General features: G+C 63.1%; 15 protein-coding genes. 8 read left to right on the plus strand and 7 right to left on the minus strand.

Annotation, left to right across the window (positions count from 1 at the left end; translation table 11 throughout):
• Positions 1-81: 81 nt before the first annotated feature.
• Genes ASD64_RS08735 through puuE form a run of 4 tightly spaced genes read right to left on the minus strand, consistent with a single transcriptional unit; the run spans position 82 to position 3,485 of the window.
• Entirely contained in the window at positions 82-675 is a 594-nt protein-coding gene (locus tag ASD64_RS08735) for a nucleoside deaminase (RefSeq protein WP_056103769.1), read from the minus strand.
• Positions 672-1,181, minus strand: a complete 510-nt coding sequence (locus ASD64_RS08740) for an ureidoglycolate lyase (RefSeq protein ID WP_056103772.1) — start codon at positions 1,179-1,181, stop codon at positions 672-674. Before ASD64_RS08740 ends, ASD64_RS08735 begins: the two co-directional genes overlap by 4 nt.
• Complete coding sequence (locus ASD64_RS08745; protein WP_056104957.1) at positions 1,178-2,026, minus strand: bifunctional allantoicase/(S)-ureidoglycine aminohydrolase; 849 nt, start codon at positions 2,024-2,026, stop codon at positions 1,178-1,180. The genes ASD64_RS08740 and ASD64_RS08745 overlap by 4 nt, the downstream gene beginning before the upstream one ends.
• Before the next feature lie 25 nt (positions 2,027-2,051).
• Positions 2,052-3,485, minus strand: a complete 1,434-nt coding sequence (gene puuE / locus ASD64_RS08750; protein ID WP_056103775.1) for an allantoinase PuuE — start codon at positions 3,483-3,485, stop codon at positions 2,052-2,054.
• 169 nt (positions 3,486-3,654) lie between these two features.
• Between puuE and uraH the strand changes: the two genes are divergently transcribed.
• From uraH to xdhC, 4 genes are all read left to right on the plus strand, one after another.
• Positions 3,655-4,044: a hydroxyisourate hydrolase gene (gene uraH / locus ASD64_RS08755; protein ID WP_056103778.1), complete on the plus strand. Its 390-nt coding sequence runs from the start codon at positions 3,655-3,657 to the stop codon at positions 4,042-4,044.
• A 1-nt stretch (position 4,045) separates the two neighbouring features.
• The gene (gene xdhA / locus ASD64_RS08760; protein WP_056103783.1) at positions 4,046-5,527 is read left to right on the plus strand and encodes a xanthine dehydrogenase small subunit; all 1,482 of its coding nucleotides are present in this window, start codon (positions 4,046-4,048) and stop codon (positions 5,525-5,527) included.
• Between the two features lie 11 nt (positions 5,528-5,538).
• Entirely contained in the window at positions 5,539-7,899 is a 2,361-nt protein-coding gene (gene xdhB / locus ASD64_RS08765) for a xanthine dehydrogenase molybdopterin binding subunit (protein ID WP_056104958.1), read from the plus strand.
• A gap of 62 nt (positions 7,900-7,961) precedes the next feature.
• Positions 7,962-8,849 carry a xanthine dehydrogenase accessory protein XdhC gene (xdhC, locus tag ASD64_RS08770; protein WP_056104961.1) on the plus strand — a complete coding sequence of 296 codons (888 nt, stop codon included), beginning with the start codon at positions 7,962-7,964 and terminating at the stop codon, positions 8,847-8,849.
• Here the strand turns inward: xdhC and dps are convergent, their stop codons facing one another.
• Both dps and ASD64_RS08780 read right to left on the minus strand, forming a co-directional pair.
• The gene (gene dps / locus ASD64_RS08775; protein WP_056104962.1) at positions 8,850-9,338 is read right to left on the minus strand and encodes a DNA starvation/stationary phase protection protein Dps; all 489 of its coding nucleotides are present in this window, start codon (positions 9,336-9,338) and stop codon (positions 8,850-8,852) included.
• A gap of 201 nt (positions 9,339-9,539) precedes the next feature.
• Entirely contained in the window at positions 9,540-10,460 is a 921-nt protein-coding gene (locus ASD64_RS08780; RefSeq protein WP_056103787.1) for a LysR family transcriptional regulator, read from the minus strand.
• Positions 10,461-10,604: 144 nt separating this feature from the next.
• Here ASD64_RS08780 and ASD64_RS08785 point away from each other — a divergent pair, with 144 nt between their 5' ends.
• The 4 genes from ASD64_RS08785 (at position 10,605) to ASD64_RS08800 (ending at position 15,014) form a co-directional block, all read left to right on the plus strand.
• On the plus strand, positions 10,605-11,822 hold the full coding sequence (locus ASD64_RS08785) for a urate hydroxylase PuuD (protein WP_056103790.1): 1,218 nt from the start codon (positions 10,605-10,607) through the stop codon (positions 11,820-11,822).
• Positions 11,823-11,833: 11 nt separating this feature from the next.
• Positions 11,834-13,147, plus strand: coding sequence for a guanine deaminase (gene guaD / locus ASD64_RS08790; protein WP_056104964.1), 1,314 nt, complete (start codon positions 11,834-11,836; stop codon positions 13,145-13,147).
• 87 nt (positions 13,148-13,234) lie between these two features.
• Positions 13,235-13,741 carry a heme-degrading domain-containing protein gene (locus tag ASD64_RS08795; protein ID WP_056103793.1) on the plus strand — a complete coding sequence of 169 codons (507 nt, stop codon included), beginning with the start codon at positions 13,235-13,237 and terminating at the stop codon, positions 13,739-13,741.
• A 16-nt stretch (positions 13,742-13,757) separates the two neighbouring features.
• Complete coding sequence (locus ASD64_RS08800; RefSeq protein ID WP_056103797.1) at positions 13,758-15,014, plus strand: glycerate kinase; 1,257 nt, start codon at positions 13,758-13,760, stop codon at positions 15,012-15,014.
• Positions 15,015-15,052: 38 nt separating this feature from the next.
• Here the strand turns inward: ASD64_RS08800 and ASD64_RS08805 are convergent, their stop codons facing one another.
• Complete coding sequence (locus ASD64_RS08805) at positions 15,053-16,438, minus strand: glutamine synthetase family protein (protein WP_056104966.1); 1,386 nt, start codon at positions 16,436-16,438, stop codon at positions 15,053-15,055.
• Positions 16,439-16,467 lie beyond the last annotated feature (29 nt).

A 16,467-nucleotide genomic window follows, 5' to 3' on the forward strand; every position in this document is an offset into this window, starting at 1 on the left:
CGCAAGTGTCGAACGAGGGGATGAATCGAGACGTCGCAATGCAGGTCGCGCCGGCATGCGCGCTTGCCGCAGGAACAACGGTCAGTTGAGCGGGATGTCGTTGTCGGCCTTGCTAGCCTGATACGTATCGGAAAGCGCGTCGTAGCGCCTTGAGATCGCCTCTATGCGCGCTTCAAGGCGGGTGCGGTCGGCCGGCGGCAGTTCGCGCACCAGCTTGCGGATCGAGAAGCTTTTCCAATAGGCGTTCTCGGCATTGTAACCGCCGGGATCGAGCCTGAACACTTCTTTCAGGATCTTCAGGTCATGCGGAATGGCGAAGCTGTCGCGCGAATCCTCATGGCTGAACAGATAGTAGAAATTGTCGAAACCGGCCCAGGTGATCGCCGACAGGCACAGCGAACAGGGTTCGTGCGTGGCGACGAAGATGGCGTCGCTGGTATCGACGCGTTCGGCCTTCGGCATCTCGTAGAACCGCTTCAGGCAGTGGATCTCGCCATGCCACAGAGGGTTCTCGATCTCGTTGTTGGTTTCGGCGATGATCAGTGAGCGATCGCTCTTTCTGAGGATCGCCGCGCCGAACAGCTTGTTGCCCTGTCTCACGCCGTCTGCGGTTTTCGGCACGATATCGTGCTCCACGACATCGAGCAGGCGATCGATCAACGAGGCATCGCTCATGGCTTGAATCCGTCAGGCAGATGGACCTCGTAGGGATGCGAGAAGTAGAATTCCTCAAGGTTCGACCCGTCGCCGCCACGGTCGACCATGACAAAATCCTGGGTTTCGCCGACCGGCGTGAGCACGCCGTGCCACACATTTCGGCGATAATTCACGCCTTGGCCGGGGGCCGTCAGGAATGCTTGCGGCGTGCCTGGCCCGTCCGGTCCGTCGTCGGGGCACACGATCACGACGAACGGCTTGGGCGACATCGGAATGAAAGCCTGGCTGCCCAAAGGATGGCGCTCGACCATGGTCAGCTTGAGCGGGAATTCGTAGGGCGTGCCGCGCGCGATGGAAATCAGCACGCGCGCATTCGGCCCCGTCACGTCCGGCCGGGCAAGGTCATGGTAGCGCTCGCACTTGCCGTCGTTGATCGGGTAGTGGTTGCTGGTTTCCACATCGATCACGTCGCCGAAAGCGGCAAAGCTTTCGCGCGTCAGCGGCTGGGCGGCAATGCGGGTCATGGCGCGCGCCTCGGCGCGAAGGTGCCGCCGAGCCTGGGGTGGCGGTTGACGTCCTTGTAGAGCAGATAGCGGAAATTGCCAGGACCGCCGGCATAGCAGGCCTGCGGGCAGAAGGCGCGCAGCCACATATAGTCGCCGGCCTGCACTTCCACCCAGTCCTGGTTCAGCCGGTAGACGGCCTTGCCTTCGAGCACGTAGAGGCCGTGCTCCATGACGTGGGTTTCGGGGAAGGGGATGACCGCACCCGGCTTCAGCGTGACGATGGTCACGTGCATGTCGTGGCGCAGATCCGACGGATCGACGAAGCGCGTCGTTGCCCAGCCGCCATGGGTGTCGGGCATGGCAAGCGGGGCGATGTCGTTCTCGTTGGCGAAAATCGCTTGCGGCGCTTCGAGGCCGTCGACGAATTCATAGGCCTTGCGCACCCAGTGAAAACGCGCCGCGCCGCTGCCGTTGTTGCGCAGGCGCCAGTCGCTGGCCGGCGGCAGGAAGGCGTAGCCGCCCGGCGTCAGCCTGTGCGCCTCGCCGCCAAGCGTGACCGTGACCTCGCCTTCGACGACGAACAGCACGCCCTCGGCCCCGGCATCAGGCTCGGGCCGGTCGCTGCCGCCGCCGGGTTGAACCTCCATGATGTATTGCGAGAAGGTCTCGGCAAAGCCGGAGAGCGGGCGGGCGATGATCCACGCCCGTGTCTTGTCCCAGAAGGGCAGGAAGCTGGCGACGATATCGCTGAACTCCCGCTTCGGAATGACGGCATAGGCTTCGGTGAAGACGGCGCGGTCGGTGACCAGATCGCTTTGCGGCGGAAGTCCGCCTTGCGGGGCATAATAGGTGCGGTCGGCCATGGTTTTCTTATCCATCGATTGAATCTTAGAGCGGCAGCATGTCTTTGAGGCGCAGCAGGGCGATGCGCTCGACCTGCTTGCAGGCGGTCCGGAGTTCGGTTTCGCGGTCGTTGCCGATGCGGGTCTCGAACTCGGCGAGGATTTCTTCCTTGGTCCGGCCCTTGGCGGCGATGATGAAGGGGAAGCCGAAATTGGTGACATAGGCGGCGTTGAGCTTGGAAAACAGTTCGCGCTCCTTGTCCGTGAGGGCGTCAAGCCCTGCGGAAGCCTGTTCCCTGGTCGATTCGGGCGTCAGTTGCTTCGCCGCCGCCAGCTTGCCGGCAAGGTCCGGGTGCGCCTTGAGCACGCCAAGCCGTTCCGTATCGGTGGCCGACCTGAACACGCGGCAAAGTGCGTTGTGCAGGCCGCCTGCGCTGTCATGTGCGGGGCCGAGTTCCAGCTTGTAGGCGCGTTCCGCGATCCACGGCGAATGCTCGAACACGCCGCCGAAGCTTTTCACGAAGTCGGCCTTGCTCATGCGCGAAGGGCGAAGGGCTGCTGCCTCGTAGGGATGGTGCTCGTGCCAGTGGCGGGCGATGTCGATGCGCCGCGCCAGCCAAACCTTGTCATGGCTTTTGACGTATTCGATGAAGCGCTTCAGCGCGCCGAAACGGCCGGGCCGGCCGATGAGCCGGCAATGCAGGCCGATGGTCATCATTTTCGGCCGGCCGTTCATGCCTTCTTCGTAGAGCGTGTCGAAGGCATCCTTCAGGTAGGTGAAGAACTGCTCGCCGTTCGAAAACCCGGCCTGGATGCCGAAGCGCATGTCGTTGGCGTCGAGCGTATAGGGGATGATGAGCAGCGGCTCCATGGCGTTGCCGTGGCCGTCATGGTTGATCCAGTAGGGCAGGTCGTCGTCATAGGTGTCGGAGCAGTAGGCAAAGCCGCCCGCCTCGGCAACCAGCCGCACCGTGTTTTCCGACGTGCGGCCGGTGTACCAGCCGGTCGGCCGCTCGCCGGTGACTTCGGTGTGCAGCCGGATCGATTCCTCGATATCCCGGCGCTCGTCTTCGGGAGAGTGGTCGCGGTAGTCGACCCATTTCAGCCCGTGCGTTGCGATCTCCCAGCCAGCCTCCTGCATGGCCGTCAACTGGTCGGGCGATCGCGCCAGCGCGCTGGCCACGCCGTAGCAGGTGGCAGGCACATTGGCCTCGGTGAACAGGCGATGGACCCGCCAGAAGCCGGCGCGCGCGCCGTATTCGTAGATCGATTCCATGTTCCAGTGGCGCTGGCCGACCCACGGTGAGGCACCGGTGATCTCCGACAGGAAAGCCTCGGAAGCCTTGTCGCCATGCAGGATGCAGTTTTCGCCGCCTTCTTCAAAATTGACGACGAATTGGACTGCGACATGCGCACCGTCCGGCCATTTCGGGTCCGGCGGGTTGGCGCCATAGCCGCGCATGTCACGCTGATAACGCATCACAAACCTCTCCCGCTTCGAAAATGCCGTAGTAGAGACTATCAAAGGGGATGGCGGACATTCCCCTCAAAAATTTTGAAAGTGTTTTTGGGCCGCCCGGCCCGACCGGCCCTTATGCTACGCGGTTAAATGGCGCACAATCCAATCTCTCGTGTTTGAATGGACCGGAATGGGAGGCGATCAATTGGGAGGAACCGCGCAAGCTGAGGGCGGGCGTTTGACGACGCATGTCCTCGATACGGCCAGCGGCAAGCCCGCTGAAGGCCTTTCGATCGAGTTCTTCAAGGTGGCCGGCGAAACGCGCACCCATCTCAAGACCGTCGTCACCAATGCGGATGGCCGATGCGACGCCCCGCTTCTGGCCGGTGGCGATTTCCGCACCGGTGAATACGAATTGGTGTTCGCAGCCGGCGACTATCTGCGGCGGCAGGGCACTACGCTGCCCGAGCCCGCCTTCCTTGACCGTGTGCCGATCCGCTTCGGCATGGCGGAGCAAAAACACTACCATGTCCCGCTTCTGATCTCGCCCTACGGATATTCGACCTACAGGGGGAGCTGACATGGCTGGCGTGAAAATTCGCGACGAAATCCGCTTCATCCTCAACGACCGCGACGTGTCGCTCAAGGATGTCGCGCCCGACCTGACGCTGCTCGACTGGCTGCGCCTGTCGAAGAGCCTGGTGGGTACCAAGGAAGGCTGCGCCGAGGGCGACTGCGGCGCCTGCACCGTTTTGGTCGGCAAGCGGGTCGGTAGCGGCCTGGTCTATGAAAGCGTCAATGCCTGCATCCGCTTTGTCGGCTCGCTCGACGCCTGCCATGTGGTAACGGTCGAGCATCTGGCAGCCGACGCCGCCAGGCTGCACCCGGTCCAGCAGGCGATGGTCGATTTCCACGGCTCGCAATGCGGCTTCTGCACGCCGGGCTTCGTGATGTCCCTCTATGGCCTGTGGATGGAGACACCCCAGCCTTCCGACCTCGACATCGAAAAGGCATTGCAGGGCAATTTGTGCCGCTGCACCGGCTACGAGGCGATCATGCGCGCCGGCCGCGCCATTTCGAGCTACGGCAAGGCCGCCAACGATCCGCTGGCGAAGGAGCGTGCGGCGATCATCGTGCGGCTGAGCGCTATGGATGACGGCACACGGGTCGAGATCGGCGAAGGCAAGCACCGCCTCATCATCCCCGCCGATGTCGACGACCTCGCGGCCATTCTGGAAGCCGAGCCGAAGTCGACGGTGGTCGCCGGCTCGACCGATGTCGGGTTGTGGGTGACCAAGATGATGCGCGACATCTCGCCGGCGGTGTTCATCGGCAATGTCGAAGGGTTGCGTTCCATCAGCGAGCGCGACGGCGTCATCTCCATCGGCGCCGGCGTCACCTATACGGAAGCGTTCGAATTGCTTGCCGCCAGGATTCGGGCGCTTGGCACCCTGATCGACCGCATCGGCGGCCAGCAGGTGCGCAACATGGGCACCATCGGCGGCAACATCGCCAACGGGTCGCCGATCGGCGACACGCCGCCGCCGCTGATCGCGCTCGGCGCGCGCCTGACGCTGCGCAAGGGCAGGGAAAGGCGAACCATTCCGCTCGAAGATTTCTTCATTGCCTATGGCAAGCAGGATCGCCAGCCGGGGGAATTCGTCGAGGCCGTGCATGTTCCGGTGCCGGCCAAGGACGAATTCTTTGCCGCCTACAAGATTTCCAAGCGCCGCGACGAAGACATTACCGCCGCCCTTGGCGCCTTCCATATGAAACTGGCGCCGGACAATACGGTCGCCGCGATCCGCATCGCCTATGGCGGCATGGCGGCCACGCCCAAACGGGCCAAGGCCGTGGAGGCAGCGCTTGCAGGCAAGCCGTGGACAGAAGCAACGGTTGAGGCCGCTCTGGAAGCCTATTCGCGGGATTTCGCGCCGCTGAGCGACATGCGCGCCACGGCGGAATACCGCATGCTGGCGTCGAAGAACTTGCTGCGCCGCTTCTTCGCCGAAACCCAAGCCGGCGGCGCACCGACCCAGGTTTCGCGGCACCGGGCCGCGTGAGGCAGATGGTCATGACCAAGCATTCCCCAAATCTCAAGGCAGAAAAGATCGCCGGCGGTGTCCACACCGGCCAGCGTCACGACTCGGCTCACAAGCATGTCACCGGCGCGGCCGTCTACATCGACGACATCGCCGAGCCGGCGGGCACGCTGCACGCCGGCTTCGGCCTGTCCTCGGCTACCCATGCGTTGTTGAAATCGGTCGATTTGTCGGCGGTGCGCGCAGCACCCGGCGTCGTCGATGTGCTGACCTATGCCGACGTTCCCGGCGAAAACGACATCTCGCCCAGCGGCATGCACGACGATCCGATCCTGGCGGAAGGCAAGGTCGAATTCCACGGCCAGCCGATCTTTTGCGTGATCGCAAAAACGCGCGAGCAGGCCCGCCATGCCGCGAGCTTGGCCAGGATCGAATATGAAGAGCTACCGGCAATCGTCGATATCTGGAACCTCGACCCGGTCAAGGACAAACTGGTCACCACGCGGCTGGTCCTGAAGCGCGGCGATGCGGAGGCCGCGATCAATGATGCGCCCCGCCGTATCACCGGACGCATGCGCCTTGGCGGCCAGGACCATTTCTATCTCGAAGGCCAGGTGTCGCTTGCCGTGCCGGGTGAAGATGATGAAGTCATCGTGCATTGCTCGACGCAGGGTCCGAGCGAAACCCAGCACCTGGTTGCCCATGCGCTGGGCGTGCCGAGCCACGCCGTGACGGTGGAGGTGCGCCGCATGGGGGGCGGCTTCGGCGGCAAGGAAACCCAGGCCAACCAGTGCGCGGCGCTTGCCGCCATTGCCGCCAAGAAGCTGAAGCGCGCCGTCAAGGTCCGCATGGACCGCGACGAGGATATGACCGCGACCGGCAAGCGGCACGATTTCGTCATCGACTACGATGTCGGCTTCGACGAAGAGGGCAACATCCTCGGCATCGACTACATGTATGCGCTGCGCAGCGGGTTCTCGGCCGACCTGTCTGGCCCGGTCGGCGACCGCGCACTGTTTCATTGCGACAACGCCTATTACTATCCGCATGTGCATGCGCGGTCGGCGCCGCTTTACACCAATACGGTGTCCAACACCGCCTTTCGCGGTTTCGGCGGCCCGCAAGGCATGGTCGGGGCCGAACGCGTCATCGACGAAGTGGCTTTCGCCGTGGGCAAGGACCCGCTCGAAATCCGCAAGCTCAATTTCTATGACGCGATGGGCACGAAAGGCCATCGCAACGTCACGCCCTATCACCAGAAGGTCGAGGACTGCATCATCCAGCGCATCGTCGCGGAACTGGAAGAGAGCGCCGATTATGCCGGCCGCCGCCGCGAGATCGCGGCGTTCAATGCCAACAGCCGCTACATCAAGCGCGGTATGGCGCTGACCCCGGTCAAGTTCGGCATCTCGTTCACCAAGACGGAGTCCAACCAGGCCGGCGCGCTGGTCCATGTCTACACCGATGGTTCGGTGCACATGAACCACGGCGGCACCGAGATGGGGCAGGGCCTGCACCTGAAGGTGGCGCAGGTGGTGGCCGAGGAATTCCAGATCGATATCGACCAGGTGAAGATCACCGCCACCACCACGGCCAAGGTTCCCAACACCTCGCCGACCGCAGCGTCGTCAGGCGCTGACCTGAACGGCATGGCCGCGCAGGATGCGGCGCGCCAGATCAAGAACCGCCTCATCGACTTCGCCGCCGAAGCGCACCAGATTCCAAAGGATCAGGTCGTGTTCCTGCCCAACCGGGTTCGGGTCGGCAATGAGGAAATCAGCTTCGCCGAACTGGTCAGGCAGGCCTACATGGCGCGCGTGCATCTATCGGCGGCGGGCTTCTACAAGACGCCGAAAATCCATTGGGACCGCAGCCGTGGCAGGGGCCACGCCTTCTACTACTACGCCTATGGCGCAGCCTGTTCCGAAGTTTCGGTGGATACGCTGACCGGCGAATATGTGGTCGAGCGCACCGACATCCTGCATGACACCGGCCGCTCGCTCAATCCGGCCATCGACATCGGCCAGATCGAAGGCGGCTTCGTGCAGGGCATGGGCTGGCTGACGACGGAGGAGCTTGTCTGGGACGACAAGGGAAGGCTGCGCACCCACGCGCCTTCGACTTACAAGATTCCGCTCGCTTCGGATCGCCCCAAGATATTCAATGTCGCGTTGACCGATTGGTCGCAGGCCTACGAGCCGACGATCCATCGCTCGAAGGCCGTAGGCGAGCCGCCGCTGCCGCTAGGCCTGTCGGTCCTGCATGCCCTGTCGGATGCGGTGGCGAGTGTGGCCGGCCACAAGATCTGCCCGCGCCTCGATGCACCGGCGACGCCTGAGCGCGTGCTGATGGCGATCGAGAGGCTGCGGACGGAAGGGCGCGGCGCGGCCTGATCGCGTGCCGATGAAGCAATTGAACCCGGTATCTGCTATATTCCCATGAGGGAATGACGACCATGACCTCGAAACTGCAAAGCCTCAAAGCCTTTCTCGCCGGCGCGCAACGCTTCGCGCTGGTCGAGGTGGCGGACGCGAAGGGCTCCACTCCGCGTGAGACGGGGACGACGATGCTGGTTTCCACCACCGGCACACATGGCACCATCGGCGGCGGGCAACTCGAATACATGGCCATCGACAAGGCCCGGCAGTTGCTGTCTCCCCGGCGGGGAAAAAGCACGGGCGCTCCTCTGTTCGATGCCGATCGGCTTGCCACGACCCTCGATATCCCGCTCGGCCCGGAAATCGGCCAGTGCTGCGGCGGCCGGGTAGCGGTATCCATTCGTCTTGGCGACCCGGAGATCGCGGCCGACCTGGTGCAGCGGGAAGAAGGTGAGGAGGAACGCTTGCCGCACCTCTACATTTTCGGCGGCGGCCATGTCGGCCATGCGATGGCCGCGTCCTGCGCCTTGATGCCGGTGCGCACCATCGTGGTGGATACACGTGCCGATGCGCTGGAAGGTCTGCCGGAAGGTGTCGAGGCCCGGTTGACGCCAGTCCCCGAGGACGTGGTCAGGGATGCGCCTTCATGCTCGGCATTTGCCGTGCTGACCCATGACCATGCGCTTGATTTCCTCATCGTGGCCGAGGCGTTGCAGCGAACCGACACGGCTTACGTGGGCATGATCGGGTCCAAGACCAAGAAGGCCACCTTCAAAAGCTGGTTCCTGAAAACCGCCGGCGGCACCGAGGCGGAGTTTGCCCGCCTCGTATCGCCGATCGGCGGCGATGGTGTGAAGGACAAGCGTCCCACCGTAATCGCAGCACTGGCCGCAGCCGAGATCATGACGGCTTTTGCCCTTCAACCGGCGCCAGCGCCCGGCGTAAGGACGCGAGCGGCCGGCTGATCACTCCTTTTCCTGGGTATGGGCTTCCAGGAACCACAAAGCCTTGTCCAGCGAGCGCGAATAGCCCGTCAAGATGTCGGCGGCGTCGGCATCGCCCGCCTCGTCCGTTTCGTCGATGGCGGAACGCGCGTTGTTTGCCGCGACGGCGTAACGCTCGATCAGAGCGGCGAGGTGGTCCGTCGTCTTGTAGATATCGGTCGGATAGGGCTTCAGCGGCGTAGCCTTGGCGACGGCCTGTGTCGTGCCGATGGCGGTGCCGCCAATTTGCACGACCCGTTCGGCAATGGTGTCGACATGCACGTCCAGTTCGGCGCGGAAGCCGTCCAGCATCTCATGGATGGCGATGAATTGCGGCCCCTTGACGTTCCAGTGAGCCTGCTTGGTGATCAACGCCAGATCGATTGCGTCGGCAAGCCGTGCATTGAGGATTTCAATCGAAACCTTCTTGGCGTTGGACTTGAGGTCGTTATGTGTGGGGTGAGACGGCATCAGGAACTCCATAGGCTGGGGCACCGGACCGAAAAGAAAATCCGGTCTTCCGGATCGTTCCGATGCTGGATCAAATGCTGGAGCCCATGCGTCCGCTTGGATGCACGGAACTCAGGTGAGCGGCAAACGGCGTCGAATTGATTGCCGCCTGCTTCACGTCTTAATGTGCGGCTTGCGATCCGGTTCCTCAAGGGAATGCGGCTATTTGCCCGCAAGCAGTTCCTTGATCAGTTTTTGGCAGCGTTCGGCCATGAAATCGAGCAGCAGGCGCACCTTTGGGTCCTGCAGCTTCTTGTGCGGATAAACCGCTGCAAGCTGCACCGGCACCGGCGGTGACTTGGTCAGGATGACGCGCAGGCGCCCGTCGCGCAGATAAGGCTCGACCTCGAAGCGCGGCTTGTTGACGATACCGCGTCCGGCCAGCGCCCAGCCGGTCAAGACGTCGCCGTCGTCGCTGTCGAACGGACCCTGGAATTCGAATTTCTGCGGTCCGTTCTCCGTCTGCAATATCCAGTAGAACTCGCGCGAACCGGGATAGCGCAGCATCAGGCAGTCGTGCTTCCTGCCGACCAGTTCCTGGACATCGGTCGGTTCTCCGCGCGTTTGCAGATATTCGGGAGAGGCAACCAGCACGCGCTCGCAATCCAGGATGCCGCGCAGGCGCAGCGACGAATCCTCGATGACGCCAAGCCGGAAGGCAACGTCGATGCCTTCCTTCAGGATATCGACAGTGTGGTCAGACAGCCTCAGGCGGACCTCGATGTCGGGGTACTTATCGTGGAAATCCGGAATGCCGGAGGCGATCAGCCGGCGGCCGAGCCCGAGCGGGGCGGTGACGCGGATGGTGCCGCGCGGCTGGCCGGAGAGGGCGGAGACTGCCGCTTCCGCCTCGGTGATCGCGTCTAGAACCTGCTTGGCGCCACCGTAGAACACCGTTCCGTGTTCCGTGGGCATGAGTTGGCGGGTGGTGCGGTTGAACAGCCTCACGCCGAGGTATTTTTCCAGTTCCTTGATGCGGTTGGACGCAACCGCTGGTGAAATGCGCATGTCGCGCCCCGCCGCGGAAAGGTTGCCAAGCTCCACAACGCGGACGAAGACGGCGATATTGTCGAGATAGGCCATGCGCTGGTTTCGTGGCTCTCATCTGGCTGCGTAAAGTGACCCTAGTATTTTACATTTTTTTTTGAAAGTCATCGTGTTTCCCGCCTCTTTCCGTTTAGCGTGCACTCCACGTAATGTCCGAGCTTCGGCGAGAAGGGATGGAGCATGCTGGACTTCGTGATTTTCTGGGATTGGCTGGCGTTCGGTGTGCGCTGGCTGCACGTCATTACCGCCATCGCCTGGATCGGTTCGTCGTTCTATTTCGTGGCGCTGGACCTTGGGCTGCGCCAGCGGCCGAACCTTCCCGCCGGAGCCTTTGGCGAGGAGTGGCAGGTTCACGGGGGCGGCTTCTACCACATCCAGAAATACCTCGTCGCACCGGCCGAGATGCCGGAGCACCTGACCTGGTTCAAATGGGAATCCTACGCCACCTGGCTGTCGGGCTTCGCCCTCCTGTGCGTGGTCTACTATGCGGGCGCCGATCTTTTCCTCATCGATCCCAACGTGCTCGACGTGTCCGTGCCGGTCGGCATCGCCATTTCGCTGGCCACCATCGGCGTCGGCTGGGTGTTCTACGATCTTTTGTGCAAGCTCTTCCTCGGCAAGAGCGACACCGGCCTGATGCTGTTCCTCTACTGCGTGCTGGTTTTCATTGCCTGGGGGCTGACGCATCTGTTCACCGGCCGCGCCGCCTTCCTTCATCTGGGCGCCATTACCGCGACCATCATGTCGGCCAACGTCTTCATGGTCATCATCCCCAACCAGAAGATCGTCGTCGCCGACCTCATCGCCGGCCGCAAGCCGGACCCGAAATACGGCAAGATCGCCAAGCAGCGCTCGCTGCACAACAATTACCTGACCCTGCCCGTCCTGTTCCTGATGCTGTCGAACCACTATCCGCTGGCATTCGGCACCGAGTTCAACTGGGTCATCGCCTCGCTGGTGTTCATCATCGGCGTGCTGATCCGCCATTTCTTCAACACCCAGCATGCCCGCAAGGGCAACCCGACATGGACCTGGCTCGCCGCCGGCATCCTGTTCATCGTCATCATCTGGCTTTCGACCGTGCCTAAGGTGCTGACTGGCGAAGCCAAGGTGAGTGCGGCGGGCGAACAGTACGTCGTTTCCACTCACTTTCCCGCCGTGCGCGACACCGTGCTTGGCCGCTGCGCCATGTGCCATGCCACTGAGCCTTCCTATGAGGGCATCTACCATGCGCCCAAGGGCGTGATGCTCGACACCGATGCCGGTATCGCCGCGCACGCCAAGGAAATCTACCTGCAGGCCGGCCGCAGCCATGCCATGCCTCCGGCCAACGTCACCCAGATGACCGACAAGGAACGCGCCATGCTGGTTGCCTGGTTCGAGGAAGCGAAGAAGTGACGGCCGGTAGCATGACCACCACCCTCCTGCGCGGGCGCACGCTGACCTTCATCCGTTGGCCCGACACGATCGACGACCATGCCGCCTATGCTTATGAGGAAGACGGCGGGCTGTTGTTGCGCGACGGCAAGATCGTTGCCGCCGGCCCCTATGCAGAAATTGAGAAACAGGCGGGTGAGGGGGTCAAGGTCACAGACCATCGCCCGCATCTCCTTATGCCGGGCTTTATCGACGCGCATATGCATTTCCCGCAGATGCAGGTCATTGCCAGCTATGGCGCCGAACTGCTGGAGTGGCTGAACACCTACACTTTTCCAGAAGAAACCAAGTTCCAGGACGCGCAGCACGGCCGCCGCATAGCGCGCCTGTTCCTGGACGAGGTGATCCGCCACGGCACCACGACCGTCGCGGCCTATTGCTCGGTCCACAAGGCATCCGCCGAAGCCTTCTTTGCCGAGTCGCACGGGCGCAACATGCTCAATATCGCCGGCAAGGTGATGATGGACCGCAACGCCCCGGACGGCGTCACCGACACGCCGCAATCAAGTTACGACGACACCAAGGCATTGATCGGCGAATGGCACGGCAAGGGCCGCCAGCTTTATGCCATCACGCCGCGCTTCGCCATCACGTCCTCGCCTCAGCAGATGGAGATGGCGGGCGCATTGGCGCGCGAGTTCCCCGATCTGCATATCCAGACCCATCTGTCGGAAAACCACGCCGAGATCGCCTTCACCCAGGAGCTTTTCCCGAGGTCGAAGGATTACACCGACGTTTACGAGCACTATGGCTTGCTGGGGTCGAAGACCTTGCTCGGCCATTGTATCCATCTTTCGGAACGCGAGGCGGATGCGCTGTCGGGTTCCGGTTCGATTGCGGTGTTCTGCCCGACCTCGAACCTGTTCCTCGGCTCGGGGCTGTTTCCTTACCAGCGGCTGCGCTCGCGCGATAACCCGGTTCGCATCGCAACCGCCACCGATGTCGGCGGCGGCACCAACTATTCGATGCTGCGCACCATGGATGAAGGCTACAAGGTCATCGCACTGCAGGGCGAGAAACTGAACCCGTTCCAGTCGTTCTGGCAGATCACGCGCGGCAATGCAGAGGCGCTGTCGATTGCGGACAAGGTAGGCACGCTGGAGCCGGGTACCGACGCCGACATCATCGTGCTCGACGCCGGCGCAACGCCGGTCATGCGGCTGAGAATGGAGACGGTCAAGACGCTGGCCGAAGAGCTTTTCCTGTTACAGACGGTAGGCGATGACCGCGTGGTAGCCGAGGTTTATGTCGCCGGAAACCCGGCCAAGAGCGAACTCGCCGCCTGAATCGATTCACCTGCTCGGCCCAACTCCTGCTTGACCCGACGGCACTGATCGGCGAAAGCGTCTGGCGACTTTCCGGGAGGAGTGCCGATGGCCGTCGCCGACGATATCGAGACCATCAAACGCCAGGAGGCGAGGCTTGTCTTCGACGTGTTCGACGAGCAGGCGGCCTTTGCCATTGGTTCCGCCATCCGGACGCGGGCGCTCAAGGAAAGCCTGCCGATCGTCGTCGATATCCGCACCTTCGATCGCCCCCTGTTTTATGCCGCGATGCCGGGTTCCAACGGCGCCAATCCCGACTGGGCGCGGCGCAAGATCAACGTCGTCAAGCGCTTCCTTAAAAGCACGTACCGCATGGTGCTGGAGCAGGAACGCCCCGATCGAACCTTCAGGGTCGGCGAGGGGCTGGATAGTGCCGACTACGTGCTTGCCGGCGGCGGCTTTCCCATTGAGGTCAAGGGCGCCGGCGTCATCGGCGTCATCGCCGTGTCGGGCCTGCCGGAGCGTGACGATCATGGCATCGTGGTGGATGCCTTGTGCGACCATCTCGGCCACGACCGCAACGAACTGACCTTGCCTGCCCAGAAATCCAACTAGAAGAGCGACCCCCTGCATGGATTCCAAGCGCTTCCTGACATCCATCTTCGACGCCGCCGTTGCCGCCGCCGATCCGGAAAAGACCATTCGCGATCATCTGCCGGCCAGGCCGAAAGGCAGGACCATCGTCATCGGCCTGGGCAAGGGCGCGGCGCAGATGGCCGCCGCCTTCGAGAAGGTTTGGGACGGGCCGGTCGATGGGTTGATCGTTACCCGCTACGGATACGGTGCGCCGACGAAACACCTTGAAGTGGTCGAGGCGGCGCACCCGGTTCCGGATGCGGCGGGGCTCGAAGCCGCTCGGCGGTTGATGGAGAAGGTTTCCGGCCTGAGCGAGGACGATCTGGTGATCGCGCTGGTCTGCGGCGGCGGCTCTGCCTTGCTGCCGGCCCCGGCTGGTGGCCTGACCCTGGCCGACGAGATTGCCGTCAACGAGGCACTGCTGGCCTCCGGCGCGCCGATTGCCGCGATGAACACCATCCGCAAGCACCTTTCCAACATCAAGGGCGGCCGGCTCGCCGCCGCGGCTCATCCGGCCAGGGTGGTGTCGCTGGTGGTGTCGGACATTCCCGGCGACGACCCGTCGCTGGTGGCTTCAGGTCCGACCGTGCCTAGTACGGGAAGCCGCGCCGACGCCCTGAAAGCCATCGAAACCTACGCGATCAAATTGCCGGCGGCTGTCATGGCGCACATCAATTCGCCCGTAGCCGATGCGCCTCGTCCCGGCGATGCGATATTCGCCCGCAACGAAGTCAAGGTCATCGCTTCCGCCGCCGTGTCGCTGGAAGCTGCCGCTGCCGAGGCCAAGCGGCAAGGCATCGAGGCGGTCATCCTGTCGGATTCCATGGAAGGCGAGGCGCGCGAGGTCGGTGCGATCCATGCGGCAATCGCCCGCGAGATCGCCACCCGCAACCGTCCGTTCAAGAAGCCGGTGCTGCTATTGTCCGGCGGCGAAACGACGGTGACGTTGAAGGCAAAAGGCAAGGGCGGCCGCAACAGCGAATTCCTGCTCGCCTTCGCCATCGGCATCGACGGCCATGACGGCATCGAGGCACTTGCCGCCGACACCGACGGCATCGACGGCTCGGAAGACAATGCCGGCGCCTTCGCCAATGGTTCCACAGTGGCCCGCATGCGCGCGGCCGGCGTCGATGCCAAGGCGATGCTGGCCGGCAATAACGCCTGGACGGCTTTCAACGCGGTCGGCGACCTGTTCGTTCCCGGCCCGACCGGCACCAACGTCAACGATTTGCGGGCGATCCTGATAAGATAAAGGCTGGCCTGCGCCCGATTGCCGGGCCGCGATTTGCCTCACACCTCGTGCAAATAGAGGTGGTAGTCGAGTTCGCTGACGGTGCGGGCGACCCTCAGATATTCGGATTGCTTGATCGCCACGAAGGTGCGGTGCAGGTCTTCTCCCAGCGCACCTTTCAGAAAGGACGAAGCCTTTGCCGCCTCGATTGCGGCGCGCCAGTCGACCGGCATCGTGGTGCGCGTTTCAACTGCTTCATAGCCGTTGCCGGTTGTTTCGGGGCCGGGATCGAGGCCTTCGTCCAGCCCTTTGACGATGCCCGCCAAAACGGTCGCGGCCACCAGATAGGGATTGGCGTCGACGCCTGAAGGCCGGTGCTCGATGCGCCGGCTTTTCGCGTCACCGGCCGGCACGCGCAACGCCACCGAGCGGTTGTTGACGCCCCATGTCGGCGCTACCGGCGCATAAGATTGCGACACGAACCGCCGCCACGAATTGGCGTGCGGCGCAAACACCAGCATGGATTCCGCCATGGTCTGGATAAGCCCGCCCAAACCTTGGAGCAAGGGCAGCGACCGGGTTTCGCCGTCCGTTTCCGTAAAGACGTTTCGGCCTTTCCCGTTGAGCAGCGAGACGTGGAAATGCATGCCGGAACCCGCATACTTCTCGATCGGCTTGGCCATGAAGCAGGCGGTGACGCCGTGGCGGCGTGCCTGTGCCCGCACGATGCGCTTCAATAAGATGAGGTCATCGGCTGCCCGCATCACATCCTTGCGGTAGTTCAGTGTCAGTTCGTACTGGCCCGGCGCGTATTCGGAGATGACCGTTTCGGTCGGGACGCCCTGTTGCTTCGCGGCGGCATAGATGTCGGAAAACAGCGGCTCCATGCCGTGCAGATGGTCGACGGAATAGACCTCGGTCTTGCCGCTCTTGCGGCCATCGAGAACCGCGCGGGCGGGCTGTACCTTGCCCTCGGCATCGCGCTCGTTCGACAGCAGGAAGAACTCCAGTTCGAATGCGCCGGCCGGGTGCAGGCCCTTTTTCGCCAATGCCTCGACCTGCCTCGCCAGCGCAAGGCGCGGATCGGAGGTCATGGGCGCGCCGTCGAGGTGGTACATCGCCATCAACACCTGGCCGCGCGGCGGCTTGGTGCCGAAAAGCGGCGTCAGCGTGCCGGGGATCGGCCAGGCGCGCAGGTCGCCGTCGCCGGAGTCCCAGATCAGGCCGGTCTCGTGCACGTCCTCGCCGGTGATGTCGAGGCCGAGGATCGAGATCGGCATATGCCGTCCGCCCTCATAGATGCTCATCAATTCGTGCCGGCGCACGATCTTGCCTCGCCCGATGCCGTTGGCGTCGGTCAGCACGATGTCGAAGGCTTCGATCTGCGGATGCTGGTCGAGAAAAGCCTTGGCTTCGCTGGGCATCGAGCCCGAAGGTGAGGTCATGATGAAACTCTGTTGGACGATATCTGCTT

It is taken from the genome of Mesorhizobium sp. Root157, from assembly GCF_001427385.1.
GTDB lineage: Bacteria > Pseudomonadota > Alphaproteobacteria > Rhizobiales > Rhizobiaceae > Mesorhizobium.

Coding starts and splice junctions, on each gene's coding strand:
- ASD64_RS08735 (WP_056103769.1), bottom strand. CDS start 675: ATGAGCGATGCCTCGTTGATCGATCGCCTGCTCGATGTCGTGGAGCAC.
- ASD64_RS08740 (WP_056103772.1), bottom strand. CDS start 1,181: ATGACCCGCATTGCCGCCCAGCCGCTGACGCGCGAAAGCTTTGCCGCT.
- ASD64_RS08745 (WP_056104957.1), bottom strand. CDS start 2,026: ATGGCCGACCGCACCTATTATGCCCCGCAAGGCGGACTTCCGCCGCAA.
- puuE (WP_056103775.1), bottom strand. CDS start 3,485: ATGCGTTATCAGCGTGACATGCGCGGCTATGGCGCCAACCCGCCGGAC.
- uraH (WP_056103778.1), top strand. CDS start 3,655: ATGGGAGGCGATCAATTGGGAGGAACCGCGCAAGCTGAGGGCGGGCGT.
- xdhA (WP_056103783.1), top strand. CDS start 4,046: ATGGCTGGCGTGAAAATTCGCGACGAAATCCGCTTCATCCTCAACGAC.
- xdhB (WP_056104958.1), top strand. CDS start 5,539: ATGACCAAGCATTCCCCAAATCTCAAGGCAGAAAAGATCGCCGGCGGT.
- xdhC (WP_056104961.1), top strand. CDS start 7,962: ATGACCTCGAAACTGCAAAGCCTCAAAGCCTTTCTCGCCGGCGCGCAA.
- dps (WP_056104962.1), bottom strand. CDS start 9,338: ATGCCGTCTCACCCCACACATAACGACCTCAAGTCCAACGCCAAGAAG.
- ASD64_RS08780 (WP_056103787.1), bottom strand. CDS start 10,460: ATGGCCTATCTCGACAATATCGCCGTCTTCGTCCGCGTTGTGGAGCTT.
- ASD64_RS08785 (WP_056103790.1), top strand. CDS start 10,605: ATGCTGGACTTCGTGATTTTCTGGGATTGGCTGGCGTTCGGTGTGCGC.
- guaD (WP_056104964.1), top strand. CDS start 11,834: ATGACCACCACCCTCCTGCGCGGGCGCACGCTGACCTTCATCCGTTGG.
- ASD64_RS08795 (WP_056103793.1), top strand. CDS start 13,235: ATGGCCGTCGCCGACGATATCGAGACCATCAAACGCCAGGAGGCGAGG.
- ASD64_RS08800 (WP_056103797.1), top strand. CDS start 13,758: ATGGATTCCAAGCGCTTCCTGACATCCATCTTCGACGCCGCCGTTGCC.
- ASD64_RS08805 (WP_056104966.1), bottom strand. CDS start 16,438: ATGACCTCACCTTCGGGCTCGATGCCCAGCGAAGCCAAGGCTTTTCTC.